The following is a 24,931-nucleotide window of genomic DNA, read 5'->3' as shown; positions in this document are numbered from 1 at the left end:
AAATAGGAGTGGACATCTATGAAGCCTTTTCGTGTGCTCGTCGTGGACGATTCCGCATTTATGAGGAAAATATTTTCCGATTTCATCGAGCGCGACAAGTCTTTCCAGGTTGTCGGGACAGCCGAGAACGGGCTTGACGCTGTTGAGAAAGTAAAGGAACTGAATCCTGACGTCATTACGCTTGATGTAGAAATGCCGGAAATGAACGGGCTGGATGCTTTGAAACTCATTATGGATGCGGGACCCCGTCCGGTTATCATGTTATCCGGCCTTAATGAACAAGGCATGAGGGAGACCATTCTTGCCCTCGAGGCAGGAGCGTTTGATTTTATACGAAAGCCTTCCATATCGAATGCGCTTGATATTGAGCAGGTGCGTTCCGAATTGATGAAGCAGCTGAATGCGGCGATGCAGGCTAAACAGCGGAGGGCCTTGTGGGAAGAAGAAGAGCAAAAACGGCGGAGTGCGGACATCACGCTTCCTCTTTCGCCAAAGCCTTCTGAGACGACGCCGAAAAAGAAGCCGCAGGTGAAAGAAACGAGACCGGCGGCCAAAGGAACGGATCAGCGCGGCAAGCCGGCTGAACCGCTTCGCATGCCGGTATCCCGCTCGGCCGGGGAGAAGGCGGCTCTCCCGGATGTACCGGAGCTTTCCGGTTTCAAGCGAAAACGGGTTGAACGCAAACCTGAAGCGGAGTCGGCCCCAGCCGTGCTTCCCAAGAACGAGAGCCGCCCGCCGAGAGAGGCAAATGCCCAGTCGTCAACTGACCTGAAAGATTTGGTGGCGGTCGGCTGTTCAACGGGTGGCCCAAGAGCGTTAAAAGCTTTTCTCGAGAAAATTCCCGGCGACTTCCATGCCCCGATCGTCATCGTCCAGCATATGCCGCCGAATTTCACCAAATCGCTTGCCCAGCGCCTGAATTCATTCAGTCAGCTGGAGGTCATGGAAGCAGAACACGGCATGGTATTAGAGCCGGGCAAGGCATACATTGCTCCGGGCGGCAGCCATATGAGGGTTCATCGCTCGGAAGGCGGTGCATACCAAATCAGGATAAGCCAGGATGAGACTCGCAACGGCCATCGCCCTTCGGTGGATGTGCTGTTCGAATCCCTGCTGCCGTTGACCTCGGTCACGCGGCACGCCATTCTGATGACCGGCATGGGGAGCGATGGAGCAAGAATGATGAAGGAGCTTTACGATGCCGGCGTGACATCCACCTTTGCCGAGAGCGAGCAAACCTGCGTCGTATACGGGATGCCGAGATCTGCCGTCGAGCTGGGATGCGTAAGCCACGTTTTGCCGCTTCATGAAATTGCACCGAGGATGGTTCAAGCTGTAAATAACGGAAAGTGAACTTGAAGAGGAGGTGTCTCTCAATGGACATGAATCAATATTTGACAATGTTTATTGATGAGTCAAATGATCATCTGCAATCATTAAATGAAAACATGCTTCAATTAGAAAGCAACCCGGACGATATCGGGATCGTACAGATTATTTTCCGATCGGCTCATACGTTGAAAGGCATGGCGGCAACGATGGGATTTGAGGATCTGGCTTCTCTTACCCACCAGATGGAAAACGTGCTGGATCTTGTCCGGAACGAAAAGCTTAAGATGCAGGATTTTATCTTTGATACGCTCTTCAAAAGCTTGGACGCTCTTGAATCGATGGTGCAGGATATTACCGAAGGCGGCGACGGGAAGGCGGACGTGTCCGCTATTGTAGCTTCCTTGCAGTCCATTGTGCGCGGAGAAGGCGCCTCGGCTAACGGGGGATCTGTCGAAGGGAATAATGCCGCTGTGGCCGTTCAGGGAATCGAATTGGATGAGTTTCAATTTTCCGTGCTGGATCAATCGATTTCAGAAGGTCATAAGGTTCTATATATCCAAGTGACATTGCGAGAGGATTGCCAACTCAAGGCGGTTCGGGCCTACATGGTATTCGAAGCGCTGGAGAGATCCGGTGAAATCGTCAAGACCTATCCGGACGTTCAAGAGATTGAACAAGGTGAATTCGATCGCGTATTTTCGTTGTATTACATAACGCAAAGAGAAACGCAAGATATTGAAAGCCAGATTCTGGGCGTTTCAGAGATTGAAGCTGCGACAGTGGTGGCGCTCGATCATGAATCCTTGCAGCAAATGGTTCAGGAGAGCGCGGCTACAGCCGAAGCGGTAAAGCCCGAAGCTCCTTCTGTAGCTCCGGCGGCCGGGGTTTCAACGGAAGCAAAAAGCGCTCCGGCGCCTGCCAAAGAATCCAAGGCACCTGCGCGTAATGCGGGTGGAGGCAATCCTTCCAGAACGATCCGGGTAGATATTGAACGGCTGGATGTATTGATGAATCTGTTCAGCGAGCTTCTGATTGACCGGGTGCGCCTGGAGCAGCTGGCCAGCGAGTCCAGGAACCAGGAGCTGACGGACACGGTTGAGCATATGAGCCGCGTAAGCAGCGATTTGCAGAATATCGTCCTGAAGCTGCGCATGGTGCCAGTGGATACGGTATTCAACCGTTTTCCTAGGATGGTGCGGGACCTTGCCAAAACATTGGACAAGAAGATCGACTTGATTATTACCGGGGCCGACACGGAGCTGGACCGCACGGTGATCGACGAGATCGGCGACCCTCTGGTCCACTTGCTGCGGAACTCGGCTGACCATGGCGTCGAACCTGTTGCCGACCGCATTGCAGCCGGTAAACCGGAGACCGGTACCGTGCACCTGCGCGCGTTCCATAGCGGCAACAATGTGTTCATCGAGATTGAAGACGACGGGCGCGGCATCTACCGCGATAAAATTTTGAAGAATGCGCTGGCCAAAGGCGTCGTCACGGAGTCCGAGGCAGCGTCCATGACCGATGACGAGGTGAATCAGCTGCTGTTCGCTCCCGGATTCAGCACGGCCGAGAAAATTTCGGATGTATCCGGCCGCGGCGTAGGGCTCGACGTCGTTAAATCGAAGATTGTTGCCTTGGGCGGTAACGTCACGATCTACTCCACCCCGGGAAAAGGCACCAATTTTTCGGTTCAGCTTCCATTAACGCTGTCCATCATTGCAGCCATGCTGATCCGGATGGGATCGGAGAAATATGCGATTCCGTTGTCTTCCATCGTTGAAACGGGCATCATCAAGCGCGGGCAAATCAAGCATGTGCACGGAAGCCGCATGATTCAGTTCCGGGAGTCGATGATACCGGTGATCTCGCTTAGCCGATTGTTTGAAGTTCCGGATTTTGATGAGGAGCGGGAAGAGGAAACGGAGATTGTTGTAATCCGCAAAGGGGATCGTTTGGCTGCGCTCACCATCGATGATTTCATCGGACAGAGTGAAATCGTCATTAAAAACCTGGGCAAATATTTGCCTGCCATACAAGGGGTATCCGGCGCGACCATTCTTGGAGATGGACAAGTGGCTCTTATTATCGACGCAAATGCATTTATCAAATAATGGGTTGCTATCAAGCACGGCAGGCCACACATTCTGAAGGAGGACTTATTCATGGGAGAAGAAATCAAGGTTATCGTCTTTAGACTTGGCGAGGAAGAATACGGCATCGAGGTGGACAAGGTTCAAACCATCGAAAGAATGATGCCCATTACGCGCGTTCCCAAAACCTTTGCTTTCGTAAAAGGGGTTATCAACCTACGTGGCGTCGTCATCCCAGTGATCAATCTGCGCGGCCGATTCGGTCTGGAAGAGGTTGAAGCAACCGATCAGACACGGGTTATTATCGTAGCGGTCAATGATATGCAGGTTGGCTTTATCGTGGATTCAGCAAGTGATGTCATCGATCTGAATACGGACAGCATTGACTCTCCACCTGAGGTTGTCGGCGGAATTAAAGCGAAATACCTGCGCGGTGTCGCGAAGGTAGGAGAGGAGCGCCTTCTCGTCATGCTGAATTTGTCCGAAGTGTTGAACAAGAGTGAGATCATTCAGCTGGAAGGCCTTGAGGAGTAGACAGTGGAGCTGTTTAAGCATGGCAAAGAAATCAAAATGGATGTTTTGAAGGAAGTGGGAAACATCGGAGCGGGCAATGCGGCAACCGCCCTCTCCCGTTTGCTTAACAAGCCTATTGATATGGCGGTTCCTAAGGTTCAACTCCTGCCGTTCGAACAGATTGCCGAAAGCGTCGGGGGGAGCGAACAGCTCGTACTTGCCGTATTTTTACGGGTTGAAGGAAGCGCTCCGGGGAATCTCTTTTTTATTATGAGTCCGGAAGCGGGGAAGAACCTTCTGCTGAATCTGGCGGGCATTGAAGTATCGGAGGAGGAGCCATTCTCCGAGATGGAGCAGTCCGCCTTATGCGAGATCGGAAATATTTTGTCAGGCTCGTACTTATCGTCGCTCGCTGACTTCACCAATCTGTCCATGACACCCACGGTGCCGGCATTGGCAATGGATATGGCAGGTGCCATCCTAAGTTATGGATTGCTGCAATTCGGAGAAATGGGAGACGATGCCCTCTTAATCAACACGACGTTCCTGGAAGGGCAAAACGAGGTGGAAGGCCAATTCTTCCTCATACCTGATCCACAATCATTTGCTCAAATATTCGAAGCTTTGGGAGTGCCTTTAGAGCATGATTGAAGAACAAGCAATAGTGAAAGTAGCCATGGCGGATCTGAACGTCGCAGGTCCAAACGGTATATTGCGTACAACGGGACTCGGCTCATGCGTAGGACTGACGTTATATGATCCGGTCACGAAGATTGGCGGCATGGCGCATGTCATGCTGCCATCCTCGGCGATTGCCAGGGAGGGGCAGCTGAATCTGGCCAAATACGCCGATACGGCTCTTCCGATCCTGCTGAACAAGATGAGGAATTTGGGGGCGTCTCCGGCGCGGATGGTAGCCAAAATGGCCGGAGGGGCTCAGATGTTTGCTTTTGCGGGTTCGGGCGATACGATGCGCATCGGTCCCCGGAATGTGGAGTCATGCAAAGCGGGACTCGAGCAGATGGGAATCACGCTGATAGCCGAGGACACCGGAGGAAATTACGGGAGAACCGTTGAGTTGGACTGCGCAACGGGTAAGTTTATAATACGAAGCGTACAAAAGGGCATAAAGGAATTGTAGCGATGATGGGAAAACTCCGTTTTTATCTGATTACCGGAATTGCCGGGTTTGTGTTCACATTTATTTTCTCCATACGTAACAATTTGTGGATGACTAGCATGTATCGGGCGCTGATTGCATGCGCGATCTGGTTTCTTCTGGCGTTCCTGCTGAATTGGATGTTTGCTGCCATTACGGGGCCGCGAGCAGCCGAAAAAGGGGACGCAGGCTCGCAGCGGGAGCAGGACCGAGGAACCGTTCTTGACTTATCCACGCCTGATGAGGATCGGGAATTGATGGATTTGATCCATGCCGAATCCAGCAGCAAAGAGAATGGAGACTTTGTACCGCTGAATCCTCCTAAGCTGGTTTCAACGAAAGATCCTGAAGAACTGGCCAAGGCCGTTCGTCACCTTACGGAAAAATAAGGAGGGTGAAGGCAATTGGACGAACGTAAAACTTCCGTCCTTAACCATGCGGATTTATGGAGCGCATGGAAGGAAGATGGAGACCATGAAGCGAAGAAGAAACTTATCGAATATCATTTGCACATCGTTGACTATGTTTCAAGCCGATTGGCCATCGGTCTTCCGAAGAACGTTTCTAAGGGAGATTTGGCCAGCAATGGGGTAATGGGTCTGATTGACGCCATCGAGAAGTTCGATTACAAACGAGGGCTGCAATTCGAAACCTATGCCTCTTGGCGGGTGCGGGGTGCTATTCTGGATTCGCTGCGCCAAGGGGATTGGGTACCGCGTTCTGTCCGTGAGAAGGCGAAGAAGATTGAAACTGCATATCAGCAGTTGGAACAGAAGTATTTACGCAGCGTCAGTGATTCCGAGATGAGCGATTACCTTGACGTGACCGAGAAGGAGTTCCGGCACATGCTGCAGGAAGTGGCGGTCATGACATTGACATCTTTGGAAGATCCGATCCGCGAGGAGGAGTCTGAGACCCGAATGTCGCTCCTGGTTGATGAGAAAGCGAAGAATCCGGATCACAAGGTCCATGAATTTTATCTGCGAGAAGCCCTGATGAAGGGTATCGGTAAATTAACCCCGAAAGAGCGGACCGTAGTTTCCTTATTATATTATGAGGATTTATCACTCAGCGAAATAGCTGAAGTGATGTCGCTATCACCTTCACGAATATCTCAGCTTCATTCCAAAGCGATTTTGAGACTTCGGGGCGCGCTCGATAAAGATCGGGATTTGCTGATGCAAAACGATTGACGCTTGCCATTTATGAAGGGGGTTCCTGGATTGTCTGTAGATTATGCATTGGATCAATACTTTAGCGTTTCGCTATCGGATGACAAGGTCGTCGCCTATATACAGTTCACCAAGTGGGAGAAGGATTTTTCTTGCTCCGTCGAGGCTCTTGAACAGTTTCTCAGAAGCCATCAGATTCGGTATGGCATTCAATATGATACCTTGCGGCGAATCGCGGACCATGGGGAGGAATATCAATATAGCAGAACGCCGATTGCCATGGGAACGGAACCGACGCACGGACAGAACGGTAAAATTCAATTTACCGTCGATTTCGGGAATGAGACGAATCTGAAGCCGCTGGAGGACGAGGACGGCAAAGTGGACTTCAAAGAAGTGATTCGTTTAAATAATGTAAAGAAGGGCCAGCTGTTGGCTACCCGAATCCCGCCTACGAAGGGTGTGCCTGGAACTGCGGTCACCGGCGAAGAGATACCGAGCAAGCCGGGAAAGGAAGCACATTTCAAGGTGGGGAAGAACGTGGTGGTCAACGCCGAGAAAAGCGCCATGTACGCCGCGCTTGACGGACTGCTCACCAAAACCGAAAAAGGCAAAATCAATGTGTTCCCGGTATATGAGATTAACGGGGACGTGGATTACAGCATTGGCAATATCGATTTTGTCGGTACGGTGGTCATTCGCGGGAATGTGCTGACCGGGTTCAAAATCAAGGCGGCAGGGGACATTCGAGTCACGGGCTTTGTGGAAGGTGCCGAGCTGGAGGCTGAAGGATCCATTGATATATCAGGCGGGATCATCGGTTATAACAAGGGTTACGTAAAGGCGGGCCAGGACGTCAAAAGCTCGTTCATTCAGGATGGCAACGTCGTTGCGGGCGCCAGCGTATTCGTGTCGCAGAGCATCATGCATTCCAATATACGAGCTGTCCAGAATATCGAATGCAACGGGATGAAAGGGCTCGTAGTGGGCGGCATTCTGCAAGCCGGGGAAAAGGTCGTTGCGCGCACGATCGGAAACAGCATGTCGACGGCTACCGTCATTGAAGTGGGCGTTCTTCCCGAGCTGCGGAATGAACTGGCGGATCTAAGAGCCCAATTGAAGCTTTCGTTAGAGAGCATGGACAAAACCGATAAAGCGCTTTATCTCTTGAACCAGTTGGCTTCCTCCGGACAATTGTCGCCGGACAAGCTGGCGCTGCGAATCAAGCTGAATGCGACCAAAAAATCCAACATGGCAGAGCAAGCCGACATCAAGGAACGCATGCTGGAAATCGAGAAGATGCTGGAGGATACCGGCAAAGCCAAAGTGAATGTGGTAAAGACGATCTACGGCGGCGCCAAAATCGTCATCGGGCGGTACACCCGATTTGTTAAGGATCCCACGCAGCGGGTCTCTTTTTACTATCATGAAGGAGATATCACCATGGTTCCGTTGTTGTAGGAATGAAAGACATTCACAATGCTTGTGGACATGATCCCTATACCATGAGGTGATTCCATTGAGTTTAAAATCGGTTGAGATGCAAATTGCGGTCCCGAGAACCAATGAAGCGGGCAAGGTTCATAACGAATTCCAGCAGCGGCCGCAGAACGAACAGATGCTGTTAGCAGGTGAACAAACCAAGAACAGCCGGGCCGAAGCCCAGCGAAGCACGGAAGTGAGCGAGACGGCCGAAACAGCCGTGCGGGATGACGGGAGCCGCCAGTCCTCAGGCCAGCAGCAAGGGCGGGGGTCTGCAGAAGCGGGCGAGACTTTGGAACAGCCGGCGGAGCACCCCTATAAAGGCAAAAATTTCGATGTTTCGCTCTAGATAATTTATAGGCACAAAGGAGTTAATGGATTTGAAACCGTGGATATATATCGTGCTGCTAGGCATTGCGGCCGTGCTGTATGCTTTCATGCTGCCGAAACGCCGGGAAGAGACCGTGTCCAGCGAGCGGGTTGTAAAGGAAGTCGAGAACACGCTTGAAGGATACATGGCGGAAATCCAGAACGAGAACGAGCAGCTGGTCGAGCTGGTTAGTCAAATGAAGAAAGAACTTGATGCCAAACAGCAAGCGCATCAGGAGCAGGTCAGCGATTTGCGGCAGCGCATGCTGGCCATGGAGCAGAAAATGACCGAATCGCAAACGCGTCTTCGAACGGCTGAAGAGAAGCTGGCGCAGGCAGCTGCGGCGGCTTCTTTGTCTGCAAGGAGCGGCTGCAGCGTCATCGGAGGCGGATCATGCCCCTCCGGTCCATTCCATCAAATCCAGATACGCGGAACTGTTTGATTTATATGAACAAGGCAAATCGATCGATATGATAGCCAAGTCCACGGGACTTCAGCGAGGCGAAGTTCAACTCATTATCCAGTTGGCCAAACAGGAGGAATCCGTGTGATCAAGAACCGAATGTTTATGATGGGCCTCGGGAGCGGTCTGGTGATCGCCGCTGTGCTGCTGCAGCTGATGTGGATCGGCCAAGGCGCAACCGCTTCGGAGACAAAGGAGTTAACGAAGGAGCAGCTGGTGGCTGCAGCGGAGGCTTTGGATATGCAGGTCGTCGAAGGTACGGACGAGCTGATGACGGCGGAGCAGTGGGAAGAGAAGAAGCTGGGCGAGGGAGAAGGCGAGTCCGAAGGTGCCCAACCGGTCGAAAAGCCTGAAGCGACGAAGCCTGAGGCGCCGGAGAAACCGGAGAGCCCGGAGAAACCAGAAGACGCGCAGAAGAAACAGGAAGCTTCCTCCCAGGTAACGAATCCGGCCAAACCGAAAACACCGGCTAAAGCCGAAGCTTCTATTCAAGTAAAGATTCCATCCGGAAACAATCTCAGCGATGTAGCAAACAGCCTTCTGAATGCCGGGGTCATTGACAACAAACAGGCATTCATCAAAAAAGCTACCGAGAATAAAATCAACACCAGAATCCTGAGCGGTACTTACTCGTTTACGATCGGAGAGAGCTACAATTCGATTATCACGAAGATCACGACAAAACCCTCCAACTAGCACTCCGGTTGAGAGTGGTTTTTTTCTTTAGCGTAACTCTTCAAGCCCTGATTGGCTTGAGCTGGTCATGCACACAAAAGACATTGCAACCTGCCCATGGTTATGTTATAGTAATTGACGGTGTTAAAACACACGCCAGAGTGATTCCGTTGAGGGTGCTTCCTGGAATGGGAGTCTTAATGGAAAATGATCTTGGCGGAGGGACACACAAAAACCAAACTTAGGAGGTGCGTGAAGATGGCAGTAATTTCCATGAAACAGCTTTTGGAAGCTGGCGTTCACTTCGGTCACCAGACTCGTCGCTGGAACCCGAAAATGGATAAATTTATCTTCACTGAAAGAAACGGTATCTACATTATCGACCTGCAAAAAACGGTCAAGAAAGTTGAAGAAGCATTCAACTTCGTAAAAAGCGTAGCTGGTGAGAACGGTACGATCCTGTTCGTCGGCACGAAAAAACAAGCTCAAGATTCCGTGAAGGAAGAAGCGGAGCGTTGCGGCATGTTCTACATCAACCAACGTTGGCTCGGCGGAACTTTGACTAACTTCGAAACGATCCAAAAGCGTATCAACCGCTTGAAGCAGCTTGAAACTTGGGAAGAAGACGGCACGTTCCAAGTATTGCCTAAGAAAGAAGTCATCCTTCTCCGCAAAGAGAAAGATCGTCTTGAGAAATTCCTGGGCGGTATCAAGAACATGAAGGGCCTTCCAAGCGCATTGTTCGTTATCGATCCTCGCAAAGAGCGCATCGCGGTTGCGGAAGCTCGCAAATTGGGTATCCCAATCGTTGGTATCGTTGATACGAACTGCGATCCGGATGAAATCGACTATGTAATTCCAGGTAACGATGACGCGATCCGCGCTGTCAAATTGTTGACTGGTAAAATGGCCGATGCCGTTGTTGAAGCTCACCAAGGCGAAGAAACAACAGCTTAATCGGGATTAAACGTATAAACCATGAATTAAATGAAAAGGGTGGTTGGTAGGTGTATAACCTCTCACTGCCCTTTTTTTAAGATGTCAGGCCGGATTGCGGTAGAAACATCAGGCTTCTGGCAGGGCAAGGGAAACAAATACTTAAGCGTACGGATTTCTTGGAGGGCACGTCGAAGGACGGCTGCTTCAGATCCGAACGCCAAACTTGATCATACCAATATGGAGGGAATTCTAATGGCAGTAACAGCTAGTGCGGTAAAAGAACTTCGCGAAAGAACAGGCGCGGGCATGCTCGATTGCAAAAAAGCGCTCGACGAAACAAACGGTGATATCGAAAAAGCGATCGCGGTGCTTCGCGAGAAAGGCTTGTCCGCAGCGGCTAACAAAGCTGGACGCGTTGCAACGGAAGGCGTTGTCGAGTCTTACATTCACGGTGGCGGACGCATCGGCGTTCTCGTGGAAATCAACTGTGAAACAGACTTCGTAGGCAAAACGGATCAATTTAAAGAGTTTGCTCGCGATATCGCAATGCATATTGCTGCTGCAAACCCTAAATACGTTCGTCGTGAAGAAGTACCTAGTGACGAGCTTGAGAAAGAAAAAGAAATTTTGAAAAACCAAGCCCTGAACGAAGGCAAGCCTGAAAAAATCGTTGAGAAAATGGTTGAAGGCCGCATCAACAAATACTATGAAGAGTATTGCCTGCTTGAGCAGCCTTTCATCAAGGATCCGGACAAAACGATCAGCACGCTGCTTAACGAAAAAATCAGCACAATCGGCGAGAACATCTCCATTCGTCGTTTTGCCCGTTTCGAATTGGGCGAAGGCTTGGAGAAAAAACAAGACAACTTCGTAGAAGAAGTTATGGCCCAGGTGAATAAATAAGCCGGATAGGCTAATATAAGTTATAGAAAAGAGTGGAACACACCTGTGTTCCTTCTTTTTTAAGAGATATAAAGGCATAAGAGAGATAAGATTGTTATAAATTCGGAGTAAAGGCTACCCTTATCTCACAAGAAAGAATGGACTTAGGTCTTGATTAGACGACCAGAAGTTTCTACTTGAGACGGATGTTTTTACCCGATTTTTATAAACCGTCAAGCAGTGCCGGTGTGTCTGTCTGTCGTTTTTCAAACGGGCGTCGTATACTTAAGGCGCCGTCTTAAAGTGGAGGGTTATCATTTGGAACAGCCTGTATATAAACGAGTGATATTGAAAGTCAGTGGGGAATCCCTTTCAGGGCAGAATGGATATGGTATTGATGCTGAGACGATCTCATCGATCGCTGAGCAGGTTCGCGAGGTTGTCGAGCTTGGTGTGGAGGTCGCGATCGTATGCGGCGGCGGCAACATATGGCGCGGCATTGCCGGCAGCGCGAACGGAATTGACCGTGCGACAGCGGACTATATGGGAATGCTCGCAACGGTGATGAACTCTTTGGCCCTTCAGGATGCTTTGGAGCAGATCGATGTGCCGACCCGGGTGCAAACCTCGATCTCCATGCAGCAAATCGCCGAGCCGTATATTCGCCGCAGAGCCATTCGGCATCTGGAAAAGGGACGTGTCGTTATTTTTGCGGCAGGAACAGGGAACCCATACTTCTCCACCGATACGACTGCAGCGCTTCGCGCCGCGGAAATCGAAGCAGAAGTGATTCTTATGGCGAAGAACAAGGTGGACGGAGTGTACTCCGCTGATCCATTTAAGGATGAAACTGCCGAGAAGTACGAGCAGCTGACGTATCTAGACGTATTGAACAAAAACCTTGGGGTAATGGACTCTACAGCTTCATCGTTATGTATGGACAACAACATCCCGCTCATCGTCTTCGCTATTACGGAGCAAGGTAATATCAAGCGCGTCGTTCTGGGCGAGAAAATCGGAACGATCGTTAAAGGGAGTGTAGACTAATGCCGCAATCGGTGAAAAAGAATGCAGAAGAACGCATGGAAAAAGCGATCCTGTCTTTGAAACGTGACTTGGCAACTCTGCGCGCAGGGCGGGCAGCGCCGGCGCTCCTCGACCGGATCACGGTGGAATACTACGGAGCGCAAACTCCGCTGAATCAGCTGGCTAACATCAGCACGCCGGATTCCAGAACGCTCATGATTCAGCCTTGGGACAAGTCGTCCTTGGCGGATATCGAGAAAGCGATCATGAAATCGGATATCGGATTGACACCGGCGAACGATGGTAATCAAATTCGTCTCGTCGTACCTGCATTGACGGAAGAACGCAGAACCGAACTGGTGAAAATGACGAAGAAATTCGGCGAGGAAGCGAAAGTGGCCATCCGCAACATTCGCCGTGATGCCAACGACGACATCAAAAAATTGGAGAAAACGGATATTTCCGAGGACGAGTCCCGGAGACATCAGGAAGATATCCAAAAAGCGACGGATAAATTTATCGCAGAAGTCGACAAAGTCCTCGTTGCTAAAGAAAAAGAGATTATGGAAGTATAAGAGACTTGTGGCCCCTCCTGTCAATGGTGGGGTTTGTCTCTTTTTTTGCAGAAAGATGCCTGGAGGAAATGGAATGATCAAACGGGTTCGATCGTGGTTGAATCAGGAGGACAGTCAGCAGACGCATCAGCTCTCTCCGGACAACATCCCGCATCATGTTGCCATCATCATGGATGGCAATGGGCGTTGGGCGAAACGGCGCGGCATGCCGCGGATCGTTGGCCATCAGAATGGCATGAAGGCTGTCAAAAGAGCCGCCATAGCCGCCGATGAGTTGGGAATCAAAATATTGACGATGTATGCTTTCTCTACGGAAAACTGGACGCGTCCGAAGGATGAGGTCGATTTTCTTATGAAGCTTCCGCAGGAGTTTCTGGCTATTGAGCTGGAAGAGCTGATCGAGAAAAATGTCCAGGTCCGCATGATGGGGCATCCGGAAGACCTTCCGTCCCATACCGTGTCTGCGATGGAAGAAGCTGTCGCGAAAACTGCCGGCAATGACGGGCTTGTGCTTAACTTTGCGCTCAATTACGGCAGCCGGAAAGAGATCACCGAAAGTGTCAAGGCGCTCGGACGGGAAGTGCGAGACGGAATTCTCCGTCCTGAGGACATTACAGAGGAACTGATTGGCCAGCGGCTCCTCACAGGCGAATTGCCGGATCCGGATTTACTGATCCGCACAAGCGGCGAGCTGCGGCTGAGCAATTTTATGTTGTGGCAGCTCGCGTACAGCGAGTTATGGTTTACGGATGCCTATTGGCCGGAGTTCACCAAAGACCATTTGGTGGAGGCCGTAGCCGATTATCAACAAAGAACTAGGCGCTACGGTGGACTGTCGTAGCCGATGGAGGATGGAACGTTTTGAAACAGCGATTGATTACCGGAATTATAGCGGGAGCGGTCTTTTTAGGATTATGTTTCATAGGCGGTCTGTGGTACCATCTTCTAATTCTGGCGATGGCGCTAGTCGGTTACTATGAGTTTGTGCGCATGACCCATACGGCACCGTTCGGGGGAACGGCATGGATCGGGTATGCGGGAGTGCTGCTGCTTGTATTTCCATGGGGTCCGCTTGATCTGAAACTTCCGATCCCATGGGAACATGTGCTTTGGCTCCTGCTGCTCTTATTTTTGCTGGCGACGGTGACCACGAAAAATACGATAGATATCAAGCGGATCTCTTTATTGTTTTTGGCATCGGTCTATATCGGCATCGGATTTTCCTTCATAGCCGAATCTCGGCATGCTCCGGACGGGCATGGCGTATTTTGGACTTTTTTGCTGCTGGCCTCGATCTGGGCAAGTGATGCGGGCGCGTATTTTGTCGGCCGCGCCATGGGGCGCCATAAATTATGGCCTTCCATAAGCCCGAACAAAACGGTGGAGGGTGCGCTCGGCGGTGTGATCATCGCCGTGTTCACGTCGCTGCTCTTTTCATTCTACTCAGATGGAATCCTGACGGCTGGACATGCGGTTCTGATTGGGCTTTCCTGCGCCGTTATCGGCCAGCTCGGCGACTTGGTGCAATCCGCCTATAAACGGGTGTATGACATCAAGGATTCGGGCAAGCTGCTGCCGGGACATGGAGGAATACTGGATCGATGCGACAGTTGGATCGTCGTATTTCCGTTTGTACATATATTGAGTCTCCTGCCTTACTGATGAAAGGAAAGATGAGCATGAAGAAGATCAGCGTACTCGGCTCCACGGGCTCCATTGGCACCCAAACCTTGGATGTGGTGAGGAAGCACCGGGAACAATTTCAGATTGAAGGCTTGGCTGCGGGGAGCAATAAGGAATTGCTGCTTCAGCAGGTTCAGGAGTTTTCTCCGCGAAAAGTGTCCGTTGCGACGAAAGAGCTTGCTGACAGTTTAAGGCATGATCTTCCTGCTGGAACCGAAGTGTTTCATGGCCATGAAGGCCTGATCGAGATTGCGGCAGCGACAGACGCGGAGCTGGTCGTTACTGCGGTCGTTGGAAGTTTGGGCCTTTCTTCTACGCTTGCGGCCATTAACGAGGGGAAGACGATCGGGCTTGCCAACAAGGAAACATTGGTTACCGCAGGTCACCTGGTTACCGCTCAAGCCGCTGCAAAAGGGGTAAAGCTCTTGCCGATCGACAGTGAACATTCCGCCATATTCCAATGCTTGAACGGAGAACGGCATGAAGATATCGAACGGATTACGCTGACCGCTTCCGGCGGGTCGTTCCGGGATTACACCCGCGATCAGCTGGTCAACGTTACGGTGGAGGATGCGCTTAAGCATCCAAACTGGTCCATGGGCGCCAAAATCACGATCGATTCCGCGACCATGGTCAATAAAGGGCTTGAGGTCATTGAAGCGCATTGGTTGTACGGCATACCGTACGACAATATTTCCGTGCTTCTCCACCCGGAAAGCATCATCCATTCTTTTGTAGAGTTCCGCGATTCCAGCATTATCGCGCAGCTCGGCAACCCGGACATGCGGGTCCCGATTCAATATGCGCTGACTTATCCCGAGCGGTGGTCTTCGCCTGCACCAAGGCTCTCCTTGGCAGAAGCAGGAAAGCTGCACTTCCGGGAAATGGACCTTGAGCGTTTTCCTTGTTTAAGGCTCGCTTATGAATGTGGTAAAATGGGTGGTACAGCGCCAACGGTATTCAATGCGGCCAATGAAATCGCGGTCGCCCGCTTTCTCCGCGGCGAAATCTCTTTTCTGCGAATCGAAGAGATTATCGAGGAAGTGCTGCATAGTCACCATAACGTGCCGGAACCGGCGCTGGAGACGATTGAAGAGAATGATCGGATTGCACGTGAAATAGCTTCCCGACTATAAGTTTTGAAGTGTTTTTGAAATCTCCCTTGAAAAAAAGCGGACAGCTTGTGATTCTCTTGTGGACGACAGGAGAATAATGATAATCTATAGGGACATACTGCGTTCTCAGAGGAAAAGGGGGATGTAAAGAATTGGAAATGGTTCGGGTCGTTTTTTTAACGGTGCTCATGTTTTTTGTGATCGTAACCGTGCACGAATGGGGTCACTATTATTTTGCCCGGCGTGCCGGAATCTTGGTACGCGAGTTCGCGATTGGATTTGGTCCTAAGCTGTTCTCATATAAACGCCATGAAACGCAGTTCACGCTTCGTCTTCTCCCGTTCGGCGGATATGCCCGCATGGCCGGAGAAGATCCGGAACTTGTCGAGATTCAGCCCGGTCAGACGATTGCGGTTCGAGTGAATGCAGAGAATCAAGTGAAAAAGATTTATCTGGATCAACTCGACAACCGTAAAAATGTCATTCGCGGCGAAGTCCAGTTTATCGACATGGTGGACCGTTTGTCGGTGAGGCTTGATGTGGATGGTGAATTTCAGCAGTACGAGATCCATCCGCAAGCATTAACGGTAGCTAAAGGTGTCGAGACGCAGATCGCACCGAGAGACCGCCAGTTCGGCAGCAAGACCGTCGGCCAAAGAGCGCTTGCGATATTTGCCGGCCCTGTCATGAACTTTATTTTGGCCTTCGTGCTGTTTGCCCTTCACATTCAGATGGCCGGTATACCGGTCGAGAATCCAACCTACGTACAGATAGGCGAGATTACGAAAGGCATGCCAGCAGACGAAGCCAATCTGAAAGAGGGCGACATCATCGAGAGCATCAACGGAACGGCGATTGGGGCCGATTATCAGAAGATGATCGAATTGATTGCGGCCTCCAAGGACAAGCCGATGGAATGGACCGTACGTCGAGGAGAGGAATCTTTCGATTTGACGTTGACGCCTCGGACCATGGAGGGCCAGGAAGGCGGCAAGGTCGGGATCGTTCCTGAGCTTCCTACCCGATCCGCAGGGCTTGGAGAGACGATTACCGGCTCCGGGACGGCGATGGTTGACACCACCAATATTATTTTCCAGGGCTTCAGACAGTTGATTCAGAAGTTTTCCATGGATGATTTAGGCGGTCCTGTGCGCACCTTTGAGGTCACGGGTCAAATCGCCAAACAGGGTATCGAACAGCTGACCTATTGGGCGGCCATTCTAAGCTTGTACCTGGGCATATTCAACCTGCTGCCGATTCCGGCGCTGGATGGAAGCCGGCTCGTATTCTTGGGGATCGAGGCATTACGGGGCAAGCCGGTTGACCCGAACAGGGAAGGCATGGTTCACTTCATCGGGTTTGCGATGCTGTTCCTGTTAATGATTGCCGTCACCTATAACGATATTTTGCGTTTGATCAACGGATAGACCTTAAGGTACGGCTCGGTGCGCCAGCCGCGACGAAAGCCGTACCTTTTTCTATTGTTAGCAGAGTTTCACGCATAACGATATCCAGCATGGAGTTCTATAACACAGGGCGGGTTTTATAGCCGCGGCCCGTTCACACATATCGCCAATAACGTCCAGTCAAGCCGCCTGAATGAACGGCTTAGACCACGCGTTTTATTAATGGGAGGAACACGATTTATATGTCTAAGGAATCGAAGGATAAACAATTCGTGACGGAGATCACGCCGCAAGGAGAAGATTTCTCGCGCTGGTACATCGATGTCATCAAAAAAGCGGACTTGATGGATTATTCCCCAGTCCGGGGCTGCATCGTCTTTAAACCGGACGGTTATGAAATTTGGGAGCATATCCAGGCGGAGCTGGATCGGCGCTTTAAGGCAACGGGACATCGGAACGCTTATTTCCCGTTGTTCATTCCGGAGAGCTTTTTCCAGAAAGAGAAGGAGCATGTGGAAGGTTTCAATCCAGAGCTGCCTTGGGTGACCGAAGCGGCGGGCGAGAAGCTTGAAGAGCGTCTGGCTATTCGTCCGACTTCCGAAACGATGTTCGGGCACATGTATTCCAAATGGATTCAATCCTATCGTGATCTTCCTGTGCTGATCAATCAGTGGGCCAACGTGGTGCGCTGGGAGAAACGCACGCTGCCGTTCCTCCGCACCAGCGAGTTTTTATGGCAAGAGGGGCATACCGCTCATGAAACGGAAGCGGAAGCAAGAGGGGAAACCATGCAAATGCTAGATATCTATCAGCAATTCGTAGAGGACTATCTCGCGATTCCGGTGATCAAGGGGCAGAAGACGCCTTCGGAGAAATTCGCGGGTGCCGTGGACACGTTCTCCATCGAAGCGATGATGAAAGACGGTCGGGCTGTACAAGCAGGCACATCACACTACATGGGTACCAATTTCTCGCAAGCTTTTGATATTCAATATTTGAACCGTGAAAATACGCTGGAATACGCACATACGACTTCCTGGGGAGTCAGCACGCGTCTTATCGGCTCCTTGATCATGGTCCATGGGGACGACCGGGGCTTGGTGCTTCCTCCAAAAGTTGCGCCGACTCAAGTAATCATGATTCCAATCGGGCCTCCGAAGACGAGAGACGCCGTCGTGGGCCGTACGGACGAGCTGTTCCGTGAACTGAAATCCGCCGGGATCCGCGTACGGGTGGACGACAATCCGGATGTGCGTCCAGGCTGGAAATTCAATGAGTACGAAATGCGCGGCGTTCCGGTTCGTCTGGAGATCGGGCCTCGTGATATGGAGAATGGCGTCTGCGTGCTCGTTTCCCGCATTACGGGCGAGAAGAAGGTTGTGGAGCAGGCCAACCTGATCCAGGAAGTGCAGAGCATGCTGGAGCAGGTGCATCAGGAAATGTTCGATCGTGCAAAGCAGTTCCGCGAGGATCATTTCTATTCCGTGGAGACGCTGGATGAAATGAAGGACAGCATGGAGGACAAGCGCGGGTTTACTTTGGCAGGATGGTGCGGTTCGGAAGCTTGCGAAGACACCGTGAAGCAAGAAACCGGCGCGACGAGCAGAAACATTCCGTTTGAACCGGCCGAGAACAAAACGAAGTGTCTCGTATGCGGCGAGGATGCGAAGCATACGGTGCTGTTCGCGAGAGCGTACTAGGAATTCGATATTATGAGTTTCCGACTTGCATGACGAAGGGCAATTTTTCGTCCGCGTCGGGGATTCATCATCTGGAGTAAGCTTCCGGATGGCAGTATGACGGACGCTCTCTTTCTCGGGGCAGGACGATGGAGTGCTGCCGGCGGAAGCTTTATTCTGTTTTTTATCCGCTAAACGCGGTCTGTCTTCTGTGGATGTAGGTCGATAGAAGTTTTTCTTACAGCTTTATGTTATGCAGGGGGAGGGAACCATGGGCACGACTGAAGATAAAAGGAAGCGATTTGAACTGCTGATCAAGCAGGGAGAAGTTCCGGCCAATCTGGTGGAACCCTATTTTTTAGACGGTGTGATTGAACAAGTAGAGACCAGCAGGAACAGCAAGGACTGGAGGATAACCGTTCAGAAGGAGACCTTGGTCCCGGCCGAAGTTTATCGCACATTTTGCCTGAGGATTCAGGAGAAGATGGGACATATCGCTAAGATCAAATTTGTGTTCCGGTATGGAAGCGGCGTTCCGGAGGCCGATATCGTGCAGGAGTATTGGGGCTTGTTTCTGGAGTGGGCACACCGGGAGATTCCATCGGTCAATGGCTGGATGACTAGGGCGAAACACGAGGTGGAAGACGGGCAGGTCCTTCTCTCCATGTCGGATGGCATGTCGCTTGAACTTGCCCGCAAGAAACAGATCGATACCGCCATAACCCGATTCTTCGGGCAGTACTTCGATCTGACACTTCGCGTGAAGATGCAGGTCGGCGATAACGGCCAGGCCGCTTACGAGGAGTTCGAGCAGAGGAAGCGCGAGGAAGAGCGCGAGGTTATCGAACAGATCATGAGCAGCATGGAAGCGGAGCTGGATGCCGAGGACGAGGAAGAAGGCGAGATTCGGCTGCAGGTCGGATATGATATCAAGGATCAGCCGGTTTCGATCCAGGAGATCCAGGACGAAGAGAAGAAAATTACGATCCAGGGTACCATTTTCGGGTTGGACCGCAAGGAGCTCCGAAACGGCAGCACGCTGTTTACCTTCAACTTAACCGATTTCAGCGATTCCTTGCAGATGAAGATGTTTGGCAAAACGAAGGATGACTTGAAGGTCCTGAGCCTTCTTGAGAACGGCAAATGGGTGAAGGCACGCGGACGCGTGGAATATGACCGGTTTATGCAGGTGCCGGAGCTGGTCATGATCCCGTCCGACCTCAATGAAGTCAAGGCGCCCCCTTCCCGCAAGGATAACGCTGCCGAGAAGCGGGTGGAATTCCATCTCCATACCACTATGAGCACGATGGATGCGGTCACGCCGATCGACCGGTACATCAAAACCGCGGCCGCCTGGGGACATAAAGCGATTGCCGTAAGTGATCACGGCGGCGTGCAGTGTTATCCTGACGCAGCCAAGAACGCCAAGAAACACGGAATCAAAATGATGTACGGCATCGAGGCCAATGTCGTGAATGATGCCGTCAACATCGTGGAACAGGCACAGCCGATTGAGCTGAGCAGCGCGACTTACGTGGTATTCGATATTGAAACCACGGGTTTGTCCATCACCGCGAACAAGATCATCGAGCTTGCAGCCGTGAAGATGCACGAAGGCAAGGAGATTGGCAGGTACGCCACGTTTGTTAATCCGCACGAGCGAATTCCGTATCATATCCAGCAATTGACGAACATCAATGACGATATGGTCAAGGATGCTCCTGAACTGGAGCCGGTACTGAAGGAATTTGTTGAATTCGTCGGCGATGGCGTGCTCGTGGCTCACAACGCGCGGTTTGACATGGGGTTCATTCAGGCAGCACTCAAGAATGCAGGCATGGACACGCTGGAGAATCCGTATTTGGATACGCTGGAGCTGGCCCGACTGGTGCATCCGGGACTTAAGAATCACCGCCTTAACACATTGGCGGATAAGTACAAGGTGCTGCTGGAAAGCCATCACCGCGCGATCGACGATACAATTGCGCTGGCGGGAATCCTGAACGGGCTCCTCAGCGACGTAGACAAAACCAAAGGCGTGAAGATGCTGGACCGTCTTAATGATTACGTGGGCATGGACCTGTCCAATACCCGTCCGTTCCATTGCGGGATTTACGCTTTGAACATGACGGGCAAGAAGAATCTGTACAAACTGGTCTCCATGTCGCATACCGAATATTTCAAGCGGGTGCCCTGCATCCCGAAATCCAAGCTCCAAGAGATGCGGGATGGGCTGCTGGTGCTGTCCGGCTGCGAAAAAGGGGAATTCTTCGAAACGGTGCTGAACAAGACGGAGGAGGAAGCCGAAGAGATTGCAGGCTTTTACGACGTTTTGGAAATCCAGCCGTTGACGATGTATATGCATTTGGTGGACAAAGGCCTGGTAGGCAGTCCCGAAGAGATCAAAACCGCGATTTCCAAAGTCGTGCGCATCGGCGAAAAGCTGAACAAGCCGGTCATCGCTACAGGGAATGTGCACTATCTGGAACCGCGGGACAAGCTGTTCCGGGACATTACCATCCATGGCATTACCGGCTTCAGCCCGCTCAAGGATATGCGCAAGCCAGACGCGCATTTTCGGACGACGGAAGAGATGCTGCAAGAGTTCGAGTTTTTGGGTCAGGACAAATGCTATGAAGTCGTGGTGACGAACACAAGCGACTTGGCCAACCGTTTTGAAGATTTGGAGCTGTTCCCGGATAAGCTGTTTACGCCGATTCTGGAGGGGGCCGACGAAGAAATCCGCAACACCTGCTACGACACGGCAAAGTCGATCTATGGGGAGAACCTGCCCGAGGTCGTTGTGGCCCGGTTGGAGAAAGAGCTGGAGCCGATTATTAGATACGGCTTCTCCGCGAACTATCTGATTTCCGAGAAGCTGGTGAAAAAATCGAATCGGGACGGCTATTTGGTTGGTTCCCGGGGTTCCGTTGGCTCCTCCGTCGTTGCGACGTTCCTCGGCATATCCGAGGTTAACCCGCTGCCAGCGCATTATATTTGCTTGAACAGCGACTGCAAGCACAGCGAATGGTTCCTGGACGGCAGCGTGCCGAGCGGATTCGACTTGCCGGACAAGGCTTGTCCGGAATGCGGAAACATGATGAAGGGCGAAGGACAGGATATCCCGTTCGAAACCTTCCTGGGCTTCAAAGGGGATAAGGTTCCCGATATCGATTTGAACTTCTCCGGCGAATATCAACCGCATGCCCATAATTTCACCAAGGAGATGTTCGGCGAGAAGAACGTATTCCGTGCCGGTACCATCGGCACCGTGGCGGAGAAGACGGCGTTCGGCTTTGCCAAGAAATACGAGGAGCACAACAACAAGCGCTGGCGCGGCGCGGAATTAAACCGGCTGGCGTCAGGCTGTACCGGCGTCAAGCGAAGCACGGGCCAGCATCCCGGCGGTATTGTCGTTGTGCCGGACTACATCGAGGTTGAAGAGATAACGCCTGTGCAGTACCCTGCCGATGATGTCAACGCGGAGTGGAAAACGACGCATTTCGATTACCATGCCTTTGAAGCGAATTTGCTCAAGCTGGATATTCTCGGACACGATGATCCGACGATGATGAGAATGCTCCAGGATTTAACCGGAGTGGACCCAACGACCATCCCGATGAACGATCCGAAAGTGATGAGCATGTTCAATTCAACGGAGGCGCTGGGCGTGAAGCCGGAGCAAATACGCTCGCCGGTGGCCACCTTCGGCGTGCCGGAGATGGGGACCAAGTTCGTGCGCCAGATGCTGGTGGAGTCGCAGCCGTCGAGTTTTGCTGACCTTTTGCAAATCTCGGGACTTTCACATGGAACCGGCGTATGGCTCGGCAACGCACAAGAGCTCATCAAGAATGGAACCTGCAACATCAAAACCGTTATCGGTTGCCGCGATGACATCATGCTGTTCCTGATTTACAAGGCCGGCATGGACGCGAGCCTCGCGTTTAAGATTACGGAAAGCGTGCGTAAAGGCCGGGGGTTGTCCCAGGAATGGATCGACGAGATGAAGAAATGCAAAGTGCCGCAGTGGTACATTGATTCCTGTCTCAAAATCCAGTACATGTTCCCGAAAGCCCACGCCGCCGCATATGTTATTTCAGCGGTGCGAACGGCTTACTTCAAGCTGTATTATCCGATTGAATATTACGCAACCTACTTCTCGGTCCGCGCCGAGGATTTTGATATCGAATTATGCTGTCAGGGCTATGAGGCGATCTATCGCCGGATTGAAGAGATCGAGCAGCTCGGCTTCGGGGCAAGCCCGAAGGAAAAAGGCATGCTGCCGATTCTGGAGATGGCGCTGGAAATGACGGCAAGGGGCTTCTCATTCAAGAACATCGATTTGTATCAATCCGACGCCTTGAAATTCAAGGTGGATGGAGACTCGCTCATTCCGCCGTTCTCGGCGCTTGCGGGAATCGGCGATAACGCTGCCCGCAATATTGCCGCCGCGCGTGAATTCGGAGAATTCCTCTCCATCGAGGATTTCCAGCAAAAATCGAAGGCAAGCAAAACCGCCGTGGAGCTGTTGACCCAAATGGGATGCTTCCGCGGTCTGCCGGAGAGCAACCAGTTGTCATTGTTCTGATTCTTGTCATTCTTTCATGGCCGTGACGCCTTGACAGTCAAGGAGTCATACTTGTCACTATTACCAGACTATGTTATAATTTTTTTGGTAATCATGGAGATAAAACCGTTGTGTAAAGAGTGGGGCAACCCACTCTTTACTCTTTGGTATATAGGAAATCAACTTGGAGGTTATGTTCTTTGAGCACATCAAAGATTAAAACGACTGTGGAAGAAATGGTGCAGCCGTATTTGGACGAACACGGCTTTGAACTGGTAGATGTGGAATACGTTAAGGAAGGAAGCAACTGGTTCTTGCGCGTGTTTGTTGATAAGGACGGCGGCATTGACATTGACGATTGCGGTTTAATCAGTGAACACCTGAGCCAGAAGCTGGACGAGAACGATCCGATTCCGACGGCTTATTTTCTTGAAGTCTCTTCTCCTGGCGCGGAACGTCCCCTGAAGAAAAAAGAGGATGTTGCGAAGTCGGTCGGCAAGAACGTGTTTGTTACGGTATACGAGCCGATTAACGGGTTGAAGGAGTTTGAAGGCAAGCTGGAATCCTTTGATAACGAGGAGCTGGTCATTCAGACCGCGAAGAAGCAGCACGTGATTCCATATGCAAAAGTAGCCAGTGCCAGATTGGCCATCATTTTTTAAACGGAAGTTTTGAAAGGGGGAACCGATTTTCAATGAGTATGGATTTTATTGAAGCGATGAATGAGTTGGAAAGAGAGAAGGGCATCAGCAAGGATGTGCTGTTTGAAGCCATTGAAGCGGCACTGATCTCAAGTTACAAGCGCAATTTCAACACCGCGCAAAATGTACGGGTAGACATGAATCGCAACACGGGTGTTATCAAGGTGTTCGCACGGAAACTGATCGTGGACGAGGTTCTGGATCCGCGCACTGAAATTTCGCTGCATGCCGCACGTGAGATCAATCCGCATTTTCAGATCGAAGATATAGCGGAAATCGAGGTTACGCCGCGTGATTTCGGACGGATCGCCGCTCAAACGGCAAAGCAGGTTGTTACCCAGCGCATTAGAGAAGCCGAACGCGGCCTGATCTACAGCGCTTTTATTGACAAGGAAGACGATATCGTTACGGGTACGCTGCAGCGTCAGGATTTGCGCAACATCTATATCGACCTTGGCAAGATCGAAGCGGCGCTGCCGCTTACCGAGCTTATGCCTAACGAGAAGTTCAAGCATGGCGACCGGATCAAAGCGTACATTACGAAGGTTGAGAACACAACCAAAGGGCCTCAGATTATGCTGTCCCGTACGCATCCGGGCCTTTTGAAGCGCCTGTTCGAGCTGGAAGTGCCGGAAATTTTCGACGGCGTCGTGGAAATTCGCTCGGTTGCGCGCGAAGCGGGATTCCGCTCCAAAATTGCGGTGTATTCCCGCAACGATGAAGTCGATCCGGTCGGCTCTTGCGTAGGGCCTAAGGGATTGCGCGTACAAACGATTGTCAATGAGCTTCGCGGCGAAAAAATCGACATCGTGCGTTATTCCGACCAGGTCGAAGAATACGTGGCCAATGCGCTGAGCCCATCCAAAGTGCTTGAAGTCCAAGTATTTGAAGATGAGAAGATGGCGCGCGTAATCGTTCCGGATTACCAACTCTCGCTGGCGATAGGGATCAAAGGCCAGAATGCTCGTCTCGCGGCGAAGCTGACCGGCTGGAAGATTGATATTAAGAGCGAAAGTCAGGCGGAGCAGGAATTTGGCAGACCGAAGTCCCAATCAGGTGAAATGCACCAGGATTCCGTCTCTGTCGATTAATTCCAAAT

General features: G+C 51.5%; 22 protein-coding genes and 1 pseudogene. All 23 read left to right on the top strand.

Features of this window, described 5'->3' with window-relative positions:
- The first annotated feature begins 18 nt into the window (after positions 1-18).
- The 23 genes and pseudogenes from P0X86_RS21210 (at position 19) to nusA (ending at position 24,923) form a co-directional block, all read left to right on the top strand.
- On the top strand, positions 19-1,353 hold the full coding sequence (locus P0X86_RS21210) for a protein-glutamate methylesterase/protein-glutamine glutaminase (RefSeq protein ID WP_096774508.1): 1,335 nt from the start codon (positions 19-21) through the stop codon (positions 1,351-1,353).
- Between the two features lie 23 nt (positions 1,354-1,376).
- Positions 1,377-3,446, top strand: a complete 2,070-nt coding sequence (locus P0X86_RS21205) for a chemotaxis protein CheA (protein ID WP_213579191.1) — start codon at positions 1,377-1,379, stop codon at positions 3,444-3,446.
- Positions 3,447-3,497: 51 nt separating this feature from the next.
- Positions 3,498-3,959 (top strand): chemotaxis protein CheW, encoded by a 462-nt coding sequence (locus tag P0X86_RS21200; protein ID WP_009594767.1) that lies wholly within the window; start codon positions 3,498-3,500, stop codon positions 3,957-3,959.
- A gap of 36 nt (positions 3,960-3,995) precedes the next feature.
- Positions 3,996-4,589 (top strand): chemotaxis protein CheC, encoded by a 594-nt coding sequence (locus P0X86_RS21195; RefSeq protein ID WP_285857496.1) that lies wholly within the window; start codon positions 3,996-3,998, stop codon positions 4,587-4,589.
- Positions 4,582-5,079 (top strand): chemotaxis protein CheD, encoded by a 498-nt coding sequence (locus tag P0X86_RS21190; protein WP_096774506.1) that lies wholly within the window; start codon positions 4,582-4,584, stop codon positions 5,077-5,079. The genes P0X86_RS21195 and P0X86_RS21190 overlap by 8 nt, the downstream gene beginning before the upstream one ends.
- Positions 5,080-5,081: 2 nt before the next feature.
- The gene (locus P0X86_RS21185; RefSeq protein WP_009594747.1) at positions 5,082-5,486 is read left to right on the top strand and encodes a hypothetical protein; all 405 of its coding nucleotides are present in this window, start codon (positions 5,082-5,084) and stop codon (positions 5,484-5,486) included.
- Positions 5,487-5,501: 15 nt separating this feature from the next.
- On the top strand, positions 5,502-6,290 hold the full coding sequence (locus P0X86_RS21180) for a FliA/WhiG family RNA polymerase sigma factor (RefSeq protein WP_009594718.1): 789 nt from the start codon (positions 5,502-5,504) through the stop codon (positions 6,288-6,290).
- 30 nt (positions 6,291-6,320) lie between these two features.
- Entirely contained in the window at positions 6,321-7,730 is a 1,410-nt protein-coding gene (locus tag P0X86_RS21175; RefSeq protein WP_096774505.1) for a flagellar assembly protein A, read from the top strand.
- Positions 7,731-7,788: 58 nt separating this feature from the next.
- Positions 7,789-8,100 (top strand): hypothetical protein, encoded by a 312-nt coding sequence (locus P0X86_RS21170; RefSeq protein WP_015736311.1) that lies wholly within the window; start codon positions 7,789-7,791, stop codon positions 8,098-8,100.
- Positions 8,101-8,125: 25 nt separating this feature from the next.
- Positions 8,126-8,672 (top strand): annotated as a pseudogene (locus tag P0X86_RS21165) (DUF6115 domain-containing protein).
- A complete protein-coding gene (locus P0X86_RS21160; RefSeq protein ID WP_277746388.1) occupies positions 8,669-9,280 on the top strand; it encodes a hypothetical protein in 612 nt (203 codons plus the stop codon). The pseudogene P0X86_RS21165 and the gene P0X86_RS21160 overlap by 4 nt, the downstream one beginning before the upstream one ends.
- Positions 9,281-9,517: 237 nt before the next feature.
- On the top strand, positions 9,518-10,216 hold the full coding sequence (gene rpsB / locus P0X86_RS21155; RefSeq protein ID WP_009594753.1) for a 30S ribosomal protein S2: 699 nt from the start codon (positions 9,518-9,520) through the stop codon (positions 10,214-10,216).
- A 234-nt stretch (positions 10,217-10,450) separates the two neighbouring features.
- Positions 10,451-11,101: a translation elongation factor Ts gene (gene tsf / locus P0X86_RS21150; protein ID WP_009594741.1), complete on the top strand. Its 651-nt coding sequence runs from the start codon at positions 10,451-10,453 to the stop codon at positions 11,099-11,101.
- Positions 11,102-11,398: 297 nt separating this feature from the next.
- Complete coding sequence (gene pyrH, locus P0X86_RS21145) at positions 11,399-12,127, top strand: UMP kinase (protein WP_006211297.1); 729 nt, start codon at positions 11,399-11,401, stop codon at positions 12,125-12,127.
- Complete coding sequence (frr, locus tag P0X86_RS21140; protein ID WP_009594750.1) at positions 12,127-12,681, top strand: ribosome recycling factor; 555 nt, start codon at positions 12,127-12,129, stop codon at positions 12,679-12,681. The genes pyrH and frr overlap by 1 nt, the downstream gene beginning before the upstream one ends.
- Positions 12,682-12,754: 73 nt before the next feature.
- Complete coding sequence (locus tag P0X86_RS21135; RefSeq protein WP_009594721.1) at positions 12,755-13,522, top strand: undecaprenyl pyrophosphate synthase; 768 nt, start codon at positions 12,755-12,757, stop codon at positions 13,520-13,522.
- A 20-nt stretch (positions 13,523-13,542) separates the two neighbouring features.
- Entirely contained in the window at positions 13,543-14,343 is an 801-nt protein-coding gene (locus tag P0X86_RS21130) for a phosphatidate cytidylyltransferase (RefSeq protein ID WP_015736308.1), read from the top strand.
- Positions 14,344-14,360: 17 nt separating this feature from the next.
- The gene (locus P0X86_RS21125) at positions 14,361-15,500 is read left to right on the top strand and encodes a 1-deoxy-D-xylulose-5-phosphate reductoisomerase (RefSeq protein ID WP_096774503.1); all 1,140 of its coding nucleotides are present in this window, start codon (positions 14,361-14,363) and stop codon (positions 15,498-15,500) included.
- A gap of 137 nt (positions 15,501-15,637) precedes the next feature.
- Positions 15,638-16,906, top strand: coding sequence for an RIP metalloprotease RseP (gene rseP / locus P0X86_RS21120; RefSeq protein ID WP_374705884.1), 1,269 nt, complete (start codon positions 15,638-15,640; stop codon positions 16,904-16,906).
- 221 nt (positions 16,907-17,127) lie between these two features.
- On the top strand, positions 17,128-18,585 hold the full coding sequence (proS, locus tag P0X86_RS21115) for a proline--tRNA ligase (protein ID WP_009594764.1): 1,458 nt from the start codon (positions 17,128-17,130) through the stop codon (positions 18,583-18,585).
- 250 nt (positions 18,586-18,835) lie between these two features.
- On the top strand, positions 18,836-23,152 hold the full coding sequence (locus P0X86_RS21110; protein ID WP_277746387.1) for a PolC-type DNA polymerase III: 4,317 nt from the start codon (positions 18,836-18,838) through the stop codon (positions 23,150-23,152).
- Positions 23,153-23,331: 179 nt separating this feature from the next.
- Positions 23,332-23,793: a ribosome maturation factor RimP gene (gene rimP, locus P0X86_RS21105; protein WP_009594781.1), complete on the top strand. Its 462-nt coding sequence runs from the start codon at positions 23,332-23,334 to the stop codon at positions 23,791-23,793.
- A gap of 32 nt (positions 23,794-23,825) precedes the next feature.
- On the top strand, positions 23,826-24,923 hold the full coding sequence (gene nusA / locus P0X86_RS21100; protein ID WP_009594773.1) for a transcription termination factor NusA: 1,098 nt from the start codon (positions 23,826-23,828) through the stop codon (positions 24,921-24,923).
- Positions 24,924-24,931: the final 8 nt, after the last annotated feature.

The sequence above is a fragment of the Paenibacillus sp. BR1-192 genome (assembly GCF_029542445.1).
In the GTDB taxonomy this organism is placed as follows: Bacteria; Bacillota; Bacilli; order Paenibacillales; family Paenibacillaceae; genus Paenibacillus_AQ; species Paenibacillus_AQ lautus_A.
This window is presented reverse-complemented; position numbering and strand designations above follow the sequence as displayed.